This window comes from Xanthomonas campestris pv. phormiicola (assembly GCA_025666215.1).
In the GTDB taxonomy this organism is placed as follows: Bacteria; Pseudomonadota; Gammaproteobacteria; order Xanthomonadales; family Xanthomonadaceae; genus Xanthomonas_A; species Xanthomonas_A campestris_A.
On sequence record CP102593.1, the window covers coordinates 3,972,018 to 3,987,768 of the forward strand.

Sequence of the window (15,751 nt, forward strand, 5' to 3'; positions counted from 1 at the left end):
GAGGACCGCGGCGCAACCGCGCCGTAGGTTCACCGGACACTCACTCGGCGGAGGCCACCTTCGGCGCCGGCGGCGGGGTCTGGTAGATCAGGTACGGCTCGGACTTGTGTTCGATCACCGACTCGTCCACCACCACCTTGCTGACGTTTTCCTGCGACGGCAACTCGTACATCGTGTCCAGCAGCACCGACTCGACGATGGTGCGCAGGCCGCGCGCGCCGGTCTTGCGCTTGAGCGCCTTCTTGGCGATGGCCAGCAGCGCGTCGGGCCGGAATTCCAGCTCCACGCCTTCCATCTCGAACAGCTTCTTGAACTGCTTGGTGATCGCGTTCTTCGGCTCGGTCAGGATCCGGATCAGCGCCGGCTCGTCCAGTTCCTCGAGCGTGGCGACCACCGGCAGGCGGCCGACGAACTCGGGGATCAGGCCGAACTTGATCAGGTCTTCCGGCTCCACTTCGGCCAGGATCTTGCCGACTTCGCGCTTGCGCTCGGAACTCTTCACCTTGGCGCCGAAGCCGATGCCGCCGACGTCGTTGGAGCGCTGCTGGATCACCTTGTCCAGGCCGGCGAACGCGCCGCCGCAGATGAACAGGATGTTCTTGGTGTCCACCTGCAGGAACTCCTGCTGCGGATGCTTGCGCCCGCCCTGCGGCGGCACCGACGCCACGGTGCCTTCGATCAGCTTCAGCAGCGCCTGCTGCACGCCTTCGCCGGACACGTCGCGGGTGATCGACGGGTTCTCGCTCTTGCGCGAGATCTTGTCGATTTCGTCGATGTAGACGATGCCCTGCTGCGCCTTGTCGACATCGTAGTCGCACTTCTGCAACAGCTTCTGGATGATGTTCTCCACGTCCTCGCCGACATAGCCGGCTTCGGTCAGCGTGGTCGCATCGGCGATCGTGAACGGCACGTTGAGCAGGCGCGCCAGCGTTTCGGCCAGCAGCGTCTTGCCCGAACCGGTCGGACCGACCAGCAGGATGTTGGACTTGGCCAGCTCGACTTCGTCGTTCTTCTGCCGGCTCTCGATGCGCTTGTAGTGGTTGTACACGGCCACGGCGAGCGTGCGCTTGGCGCGCAGCTGCCCGATCACGTACTGGTCCAGCACCTCGAGGATTTCCTTGGGCTTGGGCAGGCTGCTGCGTGCGGACTGCGCCTTCTCCTCCAGCTCCTCGCGGATGATGTCGTTGCACAGCTCGACGCATTCGTCGCAGATGAACACGCTCGGCCCGGCGATCAGCTTACGGACCTCGTGTTGACTCTTGCCGCAGAACGAGCAGTACAGAATCTTGTTGCTGTCGCCGGAACGGCCTTGCCGGTCTTCGCTCATTGCTTCGCTTACCCAGTTACCCCACCCGATGAACGGGGGTTCGATTTCGAGAATAGCACAGGGCCGGGAGGACGCTAGCCCGACCCCGGCCCTGCGGAATACGCTGCGTTTTGCAGTACATGCAAGCCTTATGCCGGCTGGATCGACTCTTCCGGACGGCGCTCCAGCACCTGGTCGACCAGCCCGTAGGCCTGCGCGTCGACGGCGCTCTTGAAGTTGTCGCGCTCGGTATCGCGGGCGATGGTTTCCAGCGACTGGCCGGTGTGCTTGGCCAGGATTTCGTTCAGCCGCGCGCGCAGGGTCAGGATCTCGCGCGCGTGGATGTCGATGTCGGTGGCCTGGCCCTGGAAGCCGCCCAGCGGCTGGTGGATCATCACCCGCGAATTCGGCAGCGCGTAACGCTTGCCTGCCGCACCCGAGGCCAGCAGCAGCGCGCCCATCGAGGCGGCCTGGCCGATGCAGATGGTGCTCACGTCCGGCTTGATGTACTGCATGGTGTCGTAGATCGCCATGCCGGCGGTGACCACGCCGCCCGGCGAGTTGATGTAGATGTTGATGTCCTTTTCCGGGTTGTCCGCTTCCAGGAACAGCATCTGCGCCACGATCACGTTGGCCATGTGGTCGTCGATCGGACCGACCAGGAAGATCAGCCGCTCCTTCAGCAGGCGCGAATAGATGTCGTAGGCACGCTCGCCGCGGCTGGTCTGCTCGACCACCATCGGAACCAGATTCAACGCCTTGGTCACATTGTCCACGCGGGAACTCCTGCTTTGTGTAGTACCTGCACGGGGATGTGCAGGGCTTCGCATCTTGTCGCGCCCCCACGGCTGCGGGGGCCTGGATTGCGTCTCCAACCCGCATGCAATATGCAGGCCGCCGCAAAGCGACGCCTTACTGGCGGATCGCTTCCTGGAACGTCATCGCCTGCTCGGTGTGCTGGGCGCGCTCGGCGATCCAGTCGATCACCTGCTCTTCCATCACACGGCTCTGCAGTCCCCCCATCAATTGGGGATCGTTGCGGTACATCTCAATGACCTGCTCCGGCTCTTCGTAGGTCGAGGCGATCAGGCGCAGGGTTTCCGAGACCCGCTTGGGGTCCAGGCGCAGCTCGTTGCGGCGGGCGACCTCGCCGACCAGCAGGCCGACCAGCACGCGCTTGCGCGCCGCGTCCACGAAGCCCTGGTGGGCGTCGTCCGGCACCTGGCCCGGGTCGCGGCCGGAGCGGCGCAGCTGTTCCACCTGCTGCGCCAGCATCGAACGCGCCTCGTTCTCGACCAGCCGCGGCGGCATTTCCACCGACGCGTAGGCGGCGATCAGCTGCTCGCCGACCTCGCGGCGCAGCCGGTTCATCAGCGCGCCCTTGAGCTCGCGCTCCAGGTTGATGCGGATGTCCTTGCGGAACTGCTCGGCATCGCCGCTCTTCACACCGAAGCTCTTGATGAACTCCTTGTCCACCTCCGGCAGCACCGGCGCGGCGACGTCGACCGCCTTCACGTGCACCTGGACCTGCTTGCCGGCGAACTGCGGCACGCGCCAGTCGGCCGGGAAATCGACGGTCAGGGTCTTTTCCTCGTCCCTGGACAGGCCGACCAGGCCCTGCTCGATCGCCGGGAACATGACGCCCGAGCCGATCACGCTGCTGCCCTTCTCCACGCCTTCGGCGGGCAGGCGCTCGTCGCCGGCCTGCGACCAGGTTTCCAGGGTCACCAGGTCGCCGTCCTGCGCCGGACGCCCGGCGGGCTGCCAGGTGCGGCGCTGCAGGCGCAGGTTCTCGATCATCTGCTCGATGTCGGCGTCGGTGACCTCGGCGGTGTGGCGGATCACTTCCAGCTTGGCCACGTCGATGTCGCCGAACTCCGGCACCACTTCGAAGGTGGCCACGAACTGCAGTTCGTTGTCGCCGGCGCGGTCGATGCGCGGGTTGCCGGCCAGGCGCAGTTCGTGCTCGCGCACCGCCGAGTCGAAGGTCTCGCGCAGCAGGCCGTCCAGCGCCTCGGCGCGGATCTGCGGCCCGAAGCGCTGCTCGATCACCTTCGGCGGGATCTTGCCGGGACGGAAGCCCTTGATCCGCGCGGTGCGCGCGACCTCGCGCAGGCGGCCGCCGATATGGGTTTCCAGGCGCTCCTCCGGCAGGGTGAAGGTCAGACGCCGTTCCAAGGTACCGGTGGTTTCGATCGAAGCTTGCATGTGGACTCCTGCCACCGGGAGCCCGCGGCTCTCGGCACGATGTAGAAAAATACGGGTTGACGCGGGCACGGGACGGCCGCCGCAGCCGGATAGTTTCGCCTATTCCCGCGGTGCCTGCCAGCGCACCCGGTCGGCCGGCGCCGCTGCAGGCCTGGCGCGGCGGGGGTGCGGGGGGTGCATGGAGTGCGGCGGGCCGCGCAAGCGGCGCCGGAATGGTGCGAAAGAGGGGACTCGAACCCCTACGCCTTGCGGCACTGGTACCTAAAACCAGGGCGTCTACCAATTCCGCCACTTTCGCGCTGCGGCGCCGGAAGCGCTCGCCCGCGCATTGTTGCAGGCCTGCCGGCAAAGAAAAAGGCATCCGTCGGAGCCGATGCCGCTCCGCTCGATCCACCGCCGAGGAGCCGACGCTTGCGCAGCGATCGAAAACCGATGCCGCCCGGGCGTGCGATCAATGACTTACGCGGGTCGGAGCCGCCAATGACCCGCCATGCGCAGAGCGCCACCCCGGGTTCGACCATCCCCCTGCCGACGACGCAAAGCGCAGCCTGTTTCAGCCCCGGCCGCCCTTGGGCGCTCTGCGCCGCCCCCGCACCGCCGCTGGCGCCAGCACGAACGCCAGCGACATCGGCCGATCGCGCGACGGATCGCGCGGGCGGCTCAGCAGGTCGCATAGCCGCCCCAGCAGCGCATTGGCCTCGGCCAGTTCCGCCTGGTTGAGCCAGCCCTTGTTGCGCGCCGCCCACAGTTGCCGGCCGGGGCCGTCGACCTCGACATTGCGCTGTTTCAAGGCGGCCTGGAAATCGCGCTCGGCGACCTGCGCCAGCCCCTTGGCGTAGGCGGCCAGGGCCGCGGACGCCGCGTCGCTGGCCAAGTCGTAGGACAGGCGCAGCGGCACGCCTGCAGCGCCCGCCAAGCGGAAGACCCGCTCCCCTGCGGCGCCCTCGCCTTCCTGCACCAGTTCGCTCTCGGCGAGGAGCTGCAGATGGTAGTAGAGCCCATCCGCCGGCCGCCCCAACTGCTCGGACAACTCGGCGACGGTCGCCATTCCCCCCAACGACGCCAGCGTGTCCACGAGTTCCTGGCGCACCGGGGACGCCAACAGACGGATATGCGCCGGATCCCGGATCGCGGTGGCGTCGAACGGCGGCTTGGCGTTTTTCGTCATGTTGAAATTATATGATACTTTTTCAAAACATTTCCAGGGGATCTTCATGCGAAGGCCGCAACCGCTCCATGCATTCCTTTTCTTCCTTGCCGCGGCGTCGGCACTGGCGCCAACGGCCAAGGCGGCCGAACGCTACAGCACGCAGCAGATCCATGCCGACCTCGACGCGCTGCAGGCGGGGATCGCCGCGACCCACCCGGATCCGTCGCATTCGGTCGATCCGGCACAGCTCCAGCTTGCCATCGCTGCCTTGCGGCAGCGGGCCTCGCCCGGGCTGGACCGCGATGCGGCCTGGCGGGACTTCTCCACGCTCAACCCGCTGCTTGCCGATGGCCATTTTTTCGTCGGCTACGCCGACTGGCGCGCAGAGACGGAACAGCATCTGCGCGACGCAGGCGCCCTGTTCCCCTTCGAGGTCACGGTCGATACGCAAGCGCGGGTGCGGATCCTCTCCGCGCTGGGCGGCGCTGCGACGGCGCTTGCCGGCAGCTCGGTCGAGACCATCAATGGCCTGCCCGCAGGCGACGTCGCGCGCGCACTGCTCGCGCACGTGCACGGCGACAGCGCGCGCTTCCGCGCCGACCTGCTGTCGCGGCGCTGGTGGTTCTTCTACTGGAAGGTGTATGGCGCGCCCGCGACCTTCGAACTGACATTGGCCGGGCCGCCGCAGGCGCGGCTGCGCCGACCTGCAAGCCACGCGCGTCCTGCGATCATGGTCGGGGAGGACGATTTCGACCGGCAGTTCGCGTTCGGACTGCGCCCGGACGCCTCCGCGGTCATGACCATCCGGACTTTCTCCTGGCCCGAACCGGCCGCATTCGTGGCGTTCGCGCATCGCGCGTTCCAGCAGATGCAGGCGAGCGGCACGCGCACGCTCGTCATCGACGTGCGGCAGAACGGCGGCGGCGACGATGCGCTGTGGCTGCAGGGGCTGCTGCCCTACCTCGCCGACCGCCCCTATCGCTGGGCATCGCGCTACACCAAGAAAGCGCTTCGCGACGACCCTGCGAAACACGAACGGGCGGGCGATGTGCTGAGCGGAACCGTGGAGACGTGGAGCGCTCCGCGCACCGACGATCCCCTGCACTTCGGCGGCAAGGTCTACGTCCTGATCGGCCCCGGCACTTATTCCTCGGCGGTGCTGTTCGCCAACGCGATGCAGGATTTCCATGCCGGGACGCTGATCGGAGAAGGCGCCAGCGTCAGGAGCACGCAGACCGGTGGCGTGCAGAAGATCGCGCTGCCGCAGACCGGACTGGCCCTGTGGGCGCCGCGGCTGCTGTTGGCGCGGCCGTCGGGAGCGGCAACGCCGATGTGGCTGACCCCGGACATCGCCATCGATGACGATCCGTTGCGGCCCGACGCGATGGTGGACGCGGCGCTGGCGATCGCGGCAGCGCAACGCTGACCGCGTCGCGCGGCAGCGACGCCATGGCCGGCATGCGCTCGCGCACGATCGGCGCATAAAAAAACAGCCACTTGGCTTGCGCTAAGTGGCTGCTTGATTTGGTGGGCCGTCAAGGATTCGAACCTTGGACCTATTGATTAAGAGTCAACTGCTCTACCAACTGAGCTAACGGCCCTGAAACTGAGTCGCGCATTTTATGCGCTTTTTTGCTTCGTTGCAACACCCCGCGAAGCAGCGGGTCACGCGATCAATGGGGTGGCTGAGGGGACTCGAACCCCCGACATCTGGAATCACAATCCAGTACTCTAACCAGCTGAGCTACAGCCACCATTGAACTCTTGCAACACCCTGCCCGGCACCGGTGTGGCGCGCCCGACAGGAATCGAACCTGTAACCGCCGGCTTAGAAGGCCGGTGCTCTATCCGGTTGAGCTACGGGCGCCCAGGCCGGATTGTCGCATTCCTCTCCGCCGTTTGGACATCGGATTGGTCGGGGTAGAGGGATTCGAACCCCCGACATCCTGCTCCCAAAGCAGGCGCGCTACCAGACTGCGCTATACCCCGGCGGAACATCCCTCGCGGCCGAGGCCGGAAAGGTCGGCTATTGTGGGAAGCTCGCGGCCCGGTGTCAACGGCACATCGCATCAACGCCGCCTGCGCTATCCTCGCCACTTGCGGCCGATCTGGGCCAATCGTCTTTTTTACAGGGAGAAACAGCATGATCCGCAGCGGCAACCCCGCCTTGAAGGAATCCACCTTCCTCGACCTCGGCAGCGGCGCGGTCGTTTCGCGCGACGGCGAGGCGATGACCCTGAACGGCACCATCCACAAGACCGGCGCGCTGTTGCTGTTGACCGTGCTGACCGCGGCGTTCGCCTGGAGCCAGTCGATTTCGGTTGATGGCGCCGGCAACGAAGTGATCGCGCCGGGCATCATCGGCTACGTGCTGGGCGGCGCCATCGGCGGCTTCATCCTGGCGTTGATCACCACGTTCAAGAAGACCTGGGCGCCGATCACCGCGCCGCTGTACGCGCTGGTGGAAGGTTTCTTCCTGGGTTCGATCTCGGCACTGTACGAGCACCGCTTCAACGGCATCGTGCTGCAGGCGGTGCTGCTGACCTTCGGCACCCTGTTCGCGCTGCTGTTCGCCTACCGCAGCGGACTGATCAAGGCCACCGAGAACTTCAAGCTGGGCGTGGTGGCGGCCACTGGCGGCATTGCGCTGGTGTACCTGGCGACCATCGTGCTCGGGTTCTTCAATATCCAGATCCCCTACATCCACGCTTCCGGCACGGTCGGCATCCTGTTCAGCCTGTTCGTGGTGGTGGTGGCGGCGCTGAACCTGGTGCTGGACTTCGACTTCATCGAGAGCGGCGTGGAACAGGGCGCGCCCAAGTACATGGAGTGGTACGGCGCGTTCGGGCTGATGGTCACCCTGGTGTGGCTGTACATCGAGTTCCTGCGCTTGCTGTCGAAGTTGCAGTCGCGCAATTAAGCCGGGAGTCGGGAATCGGGATTGGGGAATCGCAAGAGCGGCTCCCTGTGATCGATGCGCGGAAGTGGCTTCAGACGAACTTCCGAGCAAAAGAAAAGGGCGCCTCGAGGCGCCCTTATTCTTTTTTGCGATCTTCCGGCGCGCTCAGAGGCGGCTGGCGATGGCCTTGGCGAAGCCCATGGTGTTGCCGCTGCCGCCCAGGTCCGGGGTCAGCCCGTCCTTGGCTTCCAGCGTGGCGACGATGGCGCTGCGCAGGCGCTCGGCGTTCTGCGGCTGGCCGACATGGTCCAGCAGCTGCGCCGCGCCCAGCAGCAGCGCGCACGGGTTGGCCTTGCCCTGTCCGGCGATGTCCGGGGCCGAGCCGTGCACGGCCTCGAAGATCGCCGCGTCCACGCCGATGTTGGCGCCCGGGGCCAGGCCCAGGCCGCCGACCAGGCCGGCGCACAGGTCCGACAGGATGTCGCCGAACAGGTTGGTGGTGACGATGATGTCGAACTGCTCCGGACGCATCACCAGCTGCATGCAGGCGTTGTCCACGATCATTTCCTGGAACTCGATCTCCGGGTAGTTCGCCGCCACTTCGCGCGCCACCTTCAGGAACAGGCCCGAGGTGGACTTGATGATGTTGGCCTTGTGCACCGCGGTGACCTTCTTGCGGCCGGTCGCCCGCGCCAGGTCGAAGGCGTAGCGGACGATGCGCTCGGAACCCTTGCGGGTCACCTTGGCCATCGACACCGCGGTCTCGCCGTCGGCCGACACTTCCTGACCTTCGCTCAGGTAGGCGCCTTCGGTGTTCTCGCGCACGGTGATCAGGTCCACACCGGCGCCGAAGCGCGACTTGGTGTTCGGGAACGACTTGGCCGGACGCACGTTGGCGTACAGGTCGAACTGGCGGCGCATGGCCACGTTGATCGAGCTGAAGCCCTCGCCCACCGGCGTGGTCAGCGGGCTCTTCAGGGCGATCTTGTTCTTGCGGATCGAGTCCAGGGTGGCGGCCGGCAACAGGTCGCCGTGCTTCTCCAGGGCGACCAGGCCGGCGTCGGCGTATTCGTAGGTGAGGCCGGCGTTCAGCGCGTCGAGCACGAACAGCGTGGCGTCCATGATCTCGGGGCCGATGCCATCGCCACGAATGACCGTGATTGTCTGCGTCATAGGATTGGGGTTTCCGTACAGAGGGGGAACGCGCCGACCGGAAGCCCGGGCTGCAGGCGCAAGGAGGTTTCACCGGTAATTATGCCCGAAGCCGGTGAAGGCCCCCAAACCGCGGCGGGCGCAAAACGCAGCGCGCCGCCCGCAGGCGGCGCGTGCAAGGCGGCTCCGGCGCCACTCAGCCGTGCGCGTGCTCCGACGGCGCAGCGGCCGCGCCTTCCTCGAGCTTGTCGAGGAAATCCACCGCCCGGCGCAGGTGCGGGATCACGATCGAGCCGCCGACCACCAGGCCGACCGAGAAGGTCTCGAAGAATTCGTCGCGCTCCACCCCGGCTTCCCTGCACTGGGCCACGTGGTAGCTGATGCAGTCGTCGCAGCGCAGTACCAGCGAGGCGACCAGGCCGAGCAGTTCCTTGGTCTTCACGTCCAGCGCGCCGGCCTGGTAGGTCTGGGTGTCGAGCGCGAAGAAGCGCCGCACCACCTGGTTCGGTTCGGCCAGGATGCGCTGGTTCATGCGCTGGCGGAACTCGGTGAACTCGCGCAGCCGGTCCTGGCCGTCGCCACCCGCGCCCGTCTCCGCCCCACTCATGCCTGCGCCTCGGGCGCCTGGCCGTCGAGCAGCGGCTGCAGCTTGCCGGCGCGGTGCAGCGCCATCATGTCGTCGTAGCCGCCGACATGGGTATCGCCGACGAAGATCTGCGGCACGCTGGTGCGGCGCGCCAGCGCCACCATCTTCTCGCGCTCGGCCGGGTCCAGGTCGATGCGCACCTCGGTCCAGCTGCGGCCCTTGCTCTTCAGGAAGTTCTTGGCCGCCACGCAGTACGGGCAGATCGCGGTGGAATACAGGGTGATCGGCGGGCCGCCGGCCTGGCCGTCGTTGGCATGTTGGGTGTCCACGGGAAACTCCGGGCAAGAAATGGGGTCCAAGCCACTATGGTAGCGGCCAGGTGGATTTTCGAGTCCGCTGCCGCAACACTGCAGATCACCTCGGTTCAATCGCCCCGATTCGATCGCCCCGGATTCGCCCGCCGCCACCGCGGCACCCCGCCCTGCCCTGGAGCCTCACTTGCGCCCGCTGCCGCTTGCCTTCGCGATCACCCTGGCCACCGCCGTCGCCATCGCCCCGGCGCCGGCGCCGGCGCAGGAGAACAAGCTGCCGGACATCGGCTCCTCGGCCGGCGAACTGCTGACCCCGGCGCGCCAGGCCGAGTACGGCAAGATGATGCTGGCCGAGCTGCGCAACTACGACTACGTGCTCGAAGATCCGCTGATCGACGACTGGCTGCAGACCATGGGCACCCGGCTCGGCGCCAACAGCGACCAGCCGCAGCAGAAGTACACGTTCTTCATGCTGCGCGATCGCCAGATCAACGCCTTCGCCACGCTGGGCGGCTATGTCGCGGTCAACGCCGGGCTGGTGCTGACCGCCGAGCGCGAGGACGAGGTCGCCGCGGTGCTGTCGCACGAGATCGCGCACATCACCCAGCAACACGTGCTGCGCGGGGTGGAGCGGGCGCAGCGCGACCAGGTGCCGATCCTGCTCGGCATGCTCGCCGCGGTGGTGGCCGCGCAGCAGGCCGGCGGCCGCTCCAGCGGCGACGCCACCCAGGCGGCGATCGCCAGCGGCCTGGGGCTGATGCAGCAGCGCCAGATCGACTACACCCGTTCCAACGAATCGGAAGCCGACCGCCTGGGCATCCGCACCCTGGCGCGCAGCGGCTACGACGTGGACGCGATGGCCGGCTTCTTCGAGCGCATGTCGCTGGCGATGCGCGGCAACCAGGGCGGCTACAGCACCCCCGACTACCTGATGACCCACCCGGTCACCACCACCCGCATCAGCGAGGCGCGGCAGCGCGCCGAACAGATGAAGAAGAACACGGTGACCCTGACCACCAGCGTGCCCGGCGGCACCTTGCAGGAGCGGGTCGATCCCAACGACGTGTCGCTGAGCCAGCCGCTGGGCGCGCCCAGCAACCCGCTGCTGCCCGGGCGCCTGCAACTGCCGTTCGAGACCTATTCGCGCGGCGCCAGCGGCCAGTTCGAGTGGGCCCGCGAGCGCCTGCGCGTGCTCAGCGCCAACACCCCGGCCGATGCGGTAAGCGAATACGAGGGCCTGCGCCAGGGCAGCAAGCAGGGCCTCAGCGACGCCCAGCGCTACGGCCTGGCGCTGGCCCGGCTGCGCGGCGGCGGCAGCCCGCAGGACGGCATGCAGACCCTGGAAGACCTGCTGAAGGCACACCCGGACAGTTGGTGGCTGAGCCTGGCGGTGGCCGAGGCCGAATCGCGCAACGGCCGCAGCCAGCAGGCCAACCAGCGCTTCGACGCCCTGCTCAAGCGCCTGCCGAGCAACCGCGCGGTGGCGCTGACCTATGCCACGGCGCTGAACGAGCAGGGCGGTCGCGCCGCCGGGCAGCGCGCGCAGGCGGTGCTGCGGCCGCTGCTGAGCGCGGCCGCCGACGACCCGGTGTTCCAGCGCACCTTCGCCCGCGCCTGCGAACTGGCCGGCGACGGCAATCGCGCCGGCGAAGCCTATGCCGAGGCGGCCTACCTGAACGGACGCCCGGAGCAGGCGCTGATCCAGCTGAACAACCTGAAGAAGCGCGACGACCTCGACTACGTGGCGCGCGCGCGCATCGACGCGCGGATCGCCGCCATCACCCCCACGGTGCTGGAGCTGCGCCGCCAGGGCGTGCAGGATCCGGACGTGAAACAGCGCTGAAACGCCGTGTGGCGGTCGTCATCGAATAGTAATAAAACCGTAGTCTACTGGCGACCTCTCCTCCCAGTCCCACGGTGCCGTCGTGCAGAAACGCATCCTGATCGTCGACGACGAACCCGCCATCCGCGACATGGTGGCGTTCGCCCTGCGCAAGGGCGACTTCGAACCGGTCCATGCCGGCGACGCGCGGGAAGCGCAGACCTCCATCGCCGACCGCGTCCCCGACCTGATCCTGCTGGACTGGATGCTGCCCGGCACCAGCGGCCTGGAACTGGCGCGGCGCTGGCGCAAGGACGCGATGACCCGCGAGGTGCCGATCATCATGCTCACCGCGCGCGGCGAGGAGAACGACCGGGTCGGCGGCCTGGAAGCCGGCGTCGACGACTACGTGGTCAAGCCGTTCTCCGCGCGCGAGCTGCTGGCGCGGATCCGCGCGGTGATGCGGCGGACCCGCGACGACGACGAGGACGGCAGCGTCTCGGTCGGCAGCCTGCGTATCGATGGCGCCGCGCACCGGGTGTTCGCCGGCGACGCGCCGGTGCCGATCGGCCCCACCGAATACCGCCTGCTGCACTTTTTCATGACCCATCCCGAGCGCGTCTACAGCCGCGCGCAGCTGCTCGACCACGTCTGGGGCGGCAGCGTCTACGTCGAGGAGCGCACCATCGACGTGCACATCCGCCGGCTGCGCAAGACCCTGGAGCCGTTCGCGGTGGAGAACATGGTGCAGACGGTGCGCGGCTCCGGCTACCGCTTCTCCTCGTCCATCTGACTGTCGCCGTCGCCTGCTATAAACGGCGGACGACGAATACGATCCATTGCGACAGAGCGCGCTCCCGATGCCCCGCCACATGCGTTACGCCTGGCTCAAGACCCTCGGTACCCTCGCCGCACTGCTGCTGCTGGCGGTGCTGGTCGGCTGGGTCGGCGGTCACGTGTGGATGGCCTTGACCCTGATGTCGCTGGCGGTGATGGGCTGGCACTACTGGCGCCTGCGCCGGGTGCTGCGCCGGCTGACCGCGCGCCAGCGCTGGGAACCGCCGGCCGGCACCGGCGTGTGGAACGAGCTGGACCGGCTGCTGTACCGCAGCCAGGCGGAGATGCGCACGCGCAAGCGGCGCCTGCTGGACATGCTGCGCGCCTACCGCGCCGCCGCCGCCGCGCTGCCCGACGCGGTGGTGGTGGTGGACCGCAACAGCCAGCGCATCCAGTGGTTCAACGAAGCCGCCGGCACCCTGCTCGGCCTGCGCCATCCCGGCGACCTCAACGTGCCGGTGGTGGAACGCCTGCAGCCGATGCCGCTGGCGCACTGGCTGGCCGGCGGCCGCAACGCCGAGCCGATGCTGGACACGCCCTCGCCGATCGACGACCGCCTGCGCCTGAACCTGCGCCTGATCCCCTACTCCGACGACTACTGGCTGCTGGTCGCGCGCGACGTCAGCAAGCTGCTGCAGCTGGAGCAGGTGCGCCGCGATTTCGTCGCCAACGTCTCGCACGAACTGCGCACGCCGCTGACCGTGGTGCACGGCTACCTGGACATGCTCGACCCGGAGGATTTCCCCGATTCCGGGCCGATGATCGCCGAGATGCGCAAGCAGTCGCAGCGCATGACCCAGCTGGTCGAAGACCTGCTGACCCTGTCGCGGCTGGAATCGCAGGAACACGCCAACGAAGAGAGCATCGCAATGGCGCCGATGCTGGCCACGCTGCGCCGCGAGGCCGAAGCGCATAGCCAGGGCCGGCACCGCATCGAGGTGCACGACGAGGCCGACCTGGACCTGGTCGGATCCAACAAGGAATTGCACAGCGCGTTCTCCAACCTGGTCACCAACGCAGTGCGCTACACCCCTGCCGGCGGCTCGGTCAGCATCACCTTCGCCCGCGAAGGCGACGGCGCGGTCCTGTCGGTGCGCGACAGCGGCTACGGCATTCCGTCGCACCACCTGCCGCGCATCACCGAACGCTTCTACCGCGTGTCCAGCAGCCGTTCGCGCGAAAGCGGCGGCACCGGACTGGGACTGTCGATCGTCAAGCATGTGCTGGGCCTGCACCAGGCGCGGCTGGACATCGAAAGCGAAGTCGGCAAGGGCAGCACGTTCTCCTGCCACTTCGGCGCCGGGCGCGTGCATCCGCGGCACGACCATGCCACCCTGACCTCCGCCTAACGAGTACCGCCATGCCACGCGCCGCCGCTTTGCCGCCCACGCCACCACCGGACGTTCCCAGCGACCCGCTGCGCGACCCGTCGCTGTATCTCAACCGCGAACTGTCGCAGCTGGACTTCAATTTCCGCGTACTGGCGCAGGCGCAGGATCCGAGCGTGCCGCTGCTGGAGCGGCTGCGTTTCCTGTGCATCTCCTGCACCAACCTCGACGAGTTCTTCGAGATCCGCGCCGCCACCGTGCGCCACGCGCTGGAATTCGGCTTGCCGCCGGCGCCCGATGGGCTCAGCTCGAGCGCGATCCTCAACACCATCCACGACCGTGCCGCGCAGCTGGTCGATCACCAGTACCGCTGCTGGAACGAAGTGCTGCGGCCGGCGCTGAAGGACGCCGGCATCGGCGTGCTCGGCCGCAACAGCTGGAATGCGCGGCAGAAGCGCTGGCTGCGCGCCTATTTCCGCAACGAGATCATGCCGGTGCTGTCGCCGCTGGGCCTGGACCCGGCGCATCCGTTCCCCAAGATCCTCAACAAGTCGCTGAACATCGTGGTGGTGCTGAAGGGCGTGGATGCGTTCGGCCGCGTCGGCCACCTGGCGATCGTGCGCGCGCCGCGTTCGCTGCCGCGCATCATCCAGCTGCCGGAAAGCCTGTCCGAAGGCGGCCAGAGCTTCGTGTTCCTGTCCTCGGTGCTGTCCACCTTCGTCGACGAACTGTTCCCGGGCATGGAGGTGATGGGCTCCTACCAGTTCCGCGTGACCCGCAATTCCGAACTGGTGGTGGACGAGGAGGAAGTGGAGAACCTGGCGCTGGCGCTGCGCGACGAACTGGTCAACCGCGGCTACCGGCCGGCGGTGCGCCTGGAGATCGCCGAGGACTGCCCGAAGTCGATCGTGCGCACCCTGCTGCAGAACTTCGAACTGCCGGAAAACGCGGTCTACCGCATCAACGGCCCGGTCAATCTGAGCCGGGTCAACCAGGTCTACGACCTGGTGCAGCGCCCGGAGCTGAAGTATCCGCCGATGAATCCGCGCACGCTGCGCGACAGCGACGGCATCTTCGCCATCGTCGCCGCCGACGACGTGCTGCTGCACCACCCGTTCGACGCGTTCACCGCGGTGCTGGACCTGATCAAGCAGGCCGCGGTGGACCCGCAGGTGCTGGCGATCAAGCAGACCCTGTACCGCACCGGCAAGGACTCGGGCATCGTCGATGCGCTGGTGCTGGCCGCGCGCAACGGCAAGGACGTGACCGTGGTGGTCGAGCTGCGCGCGCGCTTCGACGAGGAAGCCAACCTGGGCCTGGCCGATCGCCTGCAGGAAGCCGGCGTGCAGGTGGTGTACGGCGTGGTCGGCTACAAGACCCACGCCAAGATGCTGCTGATCGTGCGCCGCGAAGGCCGCAAGCTGCGCCGCTACGTGCACCTGGGCACCGGCAACTACCACAGCGGCACCGCGCGCGCCTACACCGACCTGAGCCTGATCACCGCCGACGCGGACATCTGCAACGACGTGCACCTGCTGTTCCAGCAGTTGTCCGGGCTGGCGCCGAAGATCCGCCTCAAGCGCCTGCTGCAGTCGCCGTTCACCCTGCACCCGGGCGTGCTGCACCGGATCGAGCGCGAGACCAAGCTGGCCCTGGCCGGGCGCCCGGGCCGCATCATCGCCAAGATGAACGCACTCAACGAGCCGCAGGTGATCCGCGCGCTGTACGCGGCCTCGCAGGCCGGGGTGAAGATCGACCTGATCATCCGCGGCGCGTGCACGCTGCGCCCCGGGGTGCCGGGCGTGTCGGACAACATCCGGGTGCGTTCGATCGTCGGCCGCTTCCTCGAGCACAGCCGCATCTACTGGTTCGGCAACGACGGCGCGCCGGAACTGTTCTGCGCCAGCGCCGACTGGCTGGAGCGCAACCTGCTGCGGCGCGTGGAGACTTGCTTCCCGATCCTGGATCCGGATCTGGTCAAGCGCATCCATCGCGAGGTGTTGCAGAACTATCTGGCCGACAATCTCAATGCGTGGGAACTGGACGCCAGCGGCGCCTATCGCAAGCTGGCGCCGGGCCAGGACCAGCCGCCGCATTCGGCGCAGCTGACGCTGCTCGACGGACTCTGAGCCACGCCACCTGCGCGCCGATG

Annotated in this window: 13 protein-coding genes and 5 tRNA genes; 6 read left to right on the top strand and 12 right to left on the bottom strand. The window is 67.6% G+C overall.

Annotated features, from left to right (window positions below):
• Nucleotides 1-40: 40 nt before the first annotated feature.
• The 5 genes from clpX to NRY95_16600 all read right to left on the bottom strand — a co-directional run bounded on the left by clpX (nt 41) and on the right by NRY95_16600 (nt 4,730).
• Complete coding sequence (gene clpX / locus NRY95_16580) at nt 41-1,327, bottom strand: ATP-dependent Clp protease ATP-binding subunit ClpX (GenBank protein UYC15322.1); 1,287 nt, start codon at nt 1,325-1,327, stop codon at nt 41-43.
• A gap of 128 nt (nt 1,328-1,455) precedes the next feature.
• Complete coding sequence (clpP, locus tag NRY95_16585; protein ID UYC15323.1) at nt 1,456-2,082, bottom strand: ATP-dependent Clp endopeptidase proteolytic subunit ClpP; 627 nt, start codon at nt 2,080-2,082, stop codon at nt 1,456-1,458.
• Between the two features lie 136 nt (nt 2,083-2,218).
• Nucleotides 2,219-3,514: a trigger factor gene (tig, locus tag NRY95_16590; GenBank protein UYC15324.1), complete on the bottom strand. Its 1,296-nt coding sequence runs from the start codon at nt 3,512-3,514 to the stop codon at nt 2,219-2,221.
• Nucleotides 3,515-3,727: 213 nt separating this feature from the next.
• Nucleotides 3,728-3,812: transfer RNA gene (locus NRY95_16595), tRNA-Leu, on the bottom strand.
• Between the two features lie 255 nt (nt 3,813-4,067).
• The gene (locus NRY95_16600) at nt 4,068-4,730 is read right to left on the bottom strand and encodes a helix-turn-helix domain-containing protein (protein UYC15325.1); all 663 of its coding nucleotides are present in this window, start codon (nt 4,728-4,730) and stop codon (nt 4,068-4,070) included.
• On the opposite strand from NRY95_16600, the gene NRY95_16605 reads away from it, so the two are divergent.
• Complete coding sequence (locus NRY95_16605) at nt 4,729-6,090, top strand: S41 family peptidase (GenBank protein UYC15326.1); 1,362 nt, start codon at nt 4,729-4,731, stop codon at nt 6,088-6,090. The genes NRY95_16600 and NRY95_16605 overlap by 2 nt on opposite strands.
• A gap of 99 nt (nt 6,091-6,189) precedes the next feature.
• Here the strand turns inward: NRY95_16605 and NRY95_16610 are convergent.
• The 4 genes from NRY95_16610 to NRY95_16625 form a co-directional block, all read right to left on the bottom strand.
• Nucleotides 6,190-6,265: transfer RNA gene (locus tag NRY95_16610), tRNA-Lys, on the bottom strand.
• A gap of 76 nt (nt 6,266-6,341) precedes the next feature.
• A tRNA-His gene (locus NRY95_16615) sits at nt 6,342-6,418 on the bottom strand.
• Nucleotides 6,419-6,454: 36 nt separating this feature from the next.
• Nucleotides 6,455-6,531: transfer RNA gene (locus NRY95_16620), tRNA-Arg, on the bottom strand.
• Nucleotides 6,532-6,576: 45 nt separating this feature from the next.
• A tRNA-Pro gene (locus NRY95_16625) sits at nt 6,577-6,653 on the bottom strand.
• A gap of 157 nt (nt 6,654-6,810) precedes the next feature.
• Here NRY95_16625 and NRY95_16630 point away from each other — a divergent pair.
• Nucleotides 6,811-7,584 (top strand): Bax inhibitor-1/YccA family protein, encoded by a 774-nt coding sequence (locus NRY95_16630; GenBank protein UYC18609.1) that lies wholly within the window; start codon nt 6,811-6,813, stop codon nt 7,582-7,584.
• Nucleotides 7,585-7,728: 144 nt separating this feature from the next.
• Here NRY95_16630 and NRY95_16635 read toward each other — a convergent pair whose 3' ends face one another.
• From NRY95_16635 to grxC, 3 genes are all read right to left on the bottom strand, one after another.
• The gene (locus NRY95_16635) at nt 7,729-8,736 is read right to left on the bottom strand and encodes an isocitrate dehydrogenase (GenBank protein ID UYC15327.1); all 1,008 of its coding nucleotides are present in this window, start codon (nt 8,734-8,736) and stop codon (nt 7,729-7,731) included.
• A 175-nt stretch (nt 8,737-8,911) separates the two neighbouring features.
• Nucleotides 8,912-9,322, bottom strand: coding sequence for a carboxymuconolactone decarboxylase family protein (locus NRY95_16640; GenBank protein ID UYC15328.1), 411 nt, complete (start codon nt 9,320-9,322; stop codon nt 8,912-8,914).
• Nucleotides 9,319-9,630 carry a glutaredoxin 3 gene (gene grxC, locus NRY95_16645; GenBank protein UYC15329.1) on the bottom strand — a complete coding sequence of 104 codons (312 nt, stop codon included), beginning with the start codon at nt 9,628-9,630 and terminating at the stop codon, nt 9,319-9,321. The genes NRY95_16640 and grxC overlap by 4 nt, the downstream gene beginning before the upstream one ends.
• A gap of 169 nt (nt 9,631-9,799) precedes the next feature.
• Between grxC and NRY95_16650 the strand changes: the two genes are divergently transcribed.
• The 4 genes from NRY95_16650 (at nt 9,800) to ppk1 (ending at nt 15,728) form a co-directional block, all read left to right on the top strand.
• Nucleotides 9,800-11,455 (top strand): M48 family metalloprotease, encoded by a 1,656-nt coding sequence (locus NRY95_16650; GenBank protein ID UYC15330.1) that lies wholly within the window; start codon nt 9,800-9,802, stop codon nt 11,453-11,455.
• An 82-nt stretch (nt 11,456-11,537) separates the two neighbouring features.
• Entirely contained in the window at nt 11,538-12,227 is a 690-nt protein-coding gene (phoB, locus tag NRY95_16655; protein ID UYC15331.1) for a phosphate regulon transcriptional regulator PhoB, read from the top strand.
• Between the two features lie 67 nt (nt 12,228-12,294).
• Nucleotides 12,295-13,620 carry a phosphate regulon sensor histidine kinase PhoR gene (phoR, locus tag NRY95_16660; GenBank protein UYC15332.1) on the top strand — a complete coding sequence of 442 codons (1,326 nt, stop codon included), beginning with the start codon at nt 12,295-12,297 and terminating at the stop codon, nt 13,618-13,620.
• Between the two features lie 11 nt (nt 13,621-13,631).
• The gene (ppk1, locus tag NRY95_16665; GenBank protein ID UYC15333.1) at nt 13,632-15,728 is read left to right on the top strand and encodes a polyphosphate kinase 1; all 2,097 of its coding nucleotides are present in this window, start codon (nt 13,632-13,634) and stop codon (nt 15,726-15,728) included.
• Nucleotides 15,729-15,751: the final 23 nt, after the last annotated feature.

What these genes read in the sequence shown, in the direction of transcription:
- clpX (UYC15322.1), bottom strand. Translation starts at nt 1,327, where the DNA reads ATGAGCGAAGACCGGCAAGGCCGTTCCGGCGACAGCAACAAGATTCTG.
- tig (UYC15324.1), bottom strand. Translation starts at nt 3,514, where the DNA reads ATGCAAGCTTCGATCGAAACCACCGGTACCTTGGAACGGCGTCTGACC.
- NRY95_16605 (UYC15326.1), top strand. Translation starts at nt 4,729, where the DNA reads ATGCGAAGGCCGCAACCGCTCCATGCATTCCTTTTCTTCCTTGCCGCG.
- NRY95_16600 (UYC15325.1), bottom strand. Translation starts at nt 4,730, where the DNA reads ATGAAGATCCCCTGGAAATGTTTTGAAAAAGTATCATATAATTTCAAC.
- NRY95_16635 (UYC15327.1), bottom strand. Translation starts at nt 8,736, where the DNA reads ATGACGCAGACAATCACGGTCATTCGTGGCGATGGCATCGGCCCCGAG.
- NRY95_16640 (UYC15328.1), bottom strand. Translation starts at nt 9,322, where the DNA reads ATGAGTGGGGCGGAGACGGGCGCGGGTGGCGACGGCCAGGACCGGCTG.
- phoR (UYC15332.1), top strand. Translation starts at nt 12,295, where the DNA reads ATGCCCCGCCACATGCGTTACGCCTGGCTCAAGACCCTCGGTACCCTC.
- ppk1 (UYC15333.1), top strand. Translation starts at nt 13,632, where the DNA reads ATGCCACGCGCCGCCGCTTTGCCGCCCACGCCACCACCGGACGTTCCC.